The sequence below is a fragment of the Bradyrhizobium sp. WSM1743 genome (assembly GCF_000473065.1).
GTDB lineage: Bacteria > Pseudomonadota > Alphaproteobacteria > Rhizobiales > Xanthobacteraceae > Bradyrhizobium.
On record NZ_AXAZ01000161.1, the window covers coordinates 1 to 1,241 of the forward strand.

Consider the following 1,241-nt stretch of genomic DNA (forward strand, 5'->3'; position numbering starts at 1 on the left):
TGCGATGCTGGCCTCCAATCCAGTCAGCATCTTGAATCACAATCCGCCAAAAACCGGAATCCCTCCGATTCAATCAAGCGAGGAAATGCTCTAGAGCTGTCCTTGCGTCGGCAGCAATTTGCGTAGCGCTACCCATCACCACAGCCACGGCGGGCGACTCACCGCCACGACGGGCATATCCGGAGAACAATCCCAACTACAAGCCGCCGGTCGATGACGGTAACGTTGTGCGTGTGCCGAACAGCGCGGCCGTTATACCTGGAGCCAGCTCCGGGACCGATTCATCGCGCCGGTCTGGCACCCGGACGACCATCGGCCACTGCCGGACATAGTAGCCAACGGCCGCAAGCCCGACGTATTCGCCTGCGGGTTTTGTCACCGCGCCGACGGACCTGGGGGTCCGGAAAACGCCGACCTCGCAGGTCTTCCGAAGAGCTACATCATCCGACAAATGGCCGAATATAAGAGCGGCCTGCGCGGCACCGCTGTCGCTGGCCGTTTGCCGCCGAGCTTGATGATCGCCCTTTCCAAGCCGATCACCGATGCCGAAGTGGAAGCAGCGGCGACCTATTTTTCTGGCCTCCAGCCGCGCAAGCGCATCAAGGTGGTCGAGAGCGACACCGCGCCGAAAAGTTACATCGCGGCGTTCCTCTGGGCAGCGGTGGAGGACGGTGAACGTGAGCCGCTTGGGCAGCGCATTCTCGAAATTCCCGACGACCTGCACCGTTTCGAGAGCCGCGATCCGCGCTCGACCTTCACGGCCTATGTGCCGGTCGGTAGCCTGGCGAAAGGCGAGGCACTGGTGAAAAGCGGGTCGGGAAAGACGGTCGTATGCGCCCCGTGTCACGGGCCGGAGCTCAAGGGGCTCGGGCCAGTGCCGAGCATCGCCGGCCGCTCACCGAGCTATATGTTTCGCCAGCTCTACGACTTCGGGCATGGCGCGCGGAATGGCGAGTGGAGCCCGCTAATGACGCAGGTGGTGAGCAACCTCGACCAGGACGACATGCTGGCGATCGTTGCCTATCTTGCTTCGCTCGATCCGTGACGCGGGGCGGAGCCGCCCGGACCTATGAGGACGGCTCCGCCCGGAAGCAGGGCCGAGGCCAAGTGCAAGTGTCGCTCGCAATCCCGACGATTCAATCAGGCCCGCTAATGGGATGGTCCGGCCGTGCTCCGGCCCTGCCAGCACGAGAAGCTGGCGGGGGCAGCGAAGACAAGGAGCAGGCCATGTCTCAGAAACT

1 protein-coding gene is annotated in these 1,241 nt (G+C 63.2%); it reads left to right on the top strand.

Going from position 1 to position 1,241, the window contains the following annotated elements; genetic code table 11:
- Positions 1 to 451 precede the first annotated feature (451 nt).
- The gene (locus tag YU9_RS44090; RefSeq protein WP_245266733.1) at positions 452 to 1,045 is read left to right on the top strand and encodes a c-type cytochrome; all 594 of its coding nucleotides are present in this window, start codon (positions 452 to 454) and stop codon (positions 1,043 to 1,045) included.
- Positions 1,046 to 1,241: the final 196 nt, after the last annotated feature.

Bases quoted from the DNA above. Each gene is read 5' to 3' on its own strand.
- YU9_RS44090 (WP_245266733.1), top strand. From the start codon at position 452: ATGGCCGAATATAAGAGCGGCCTGCGCGGCACCGCTGTCGCTGGCCGT.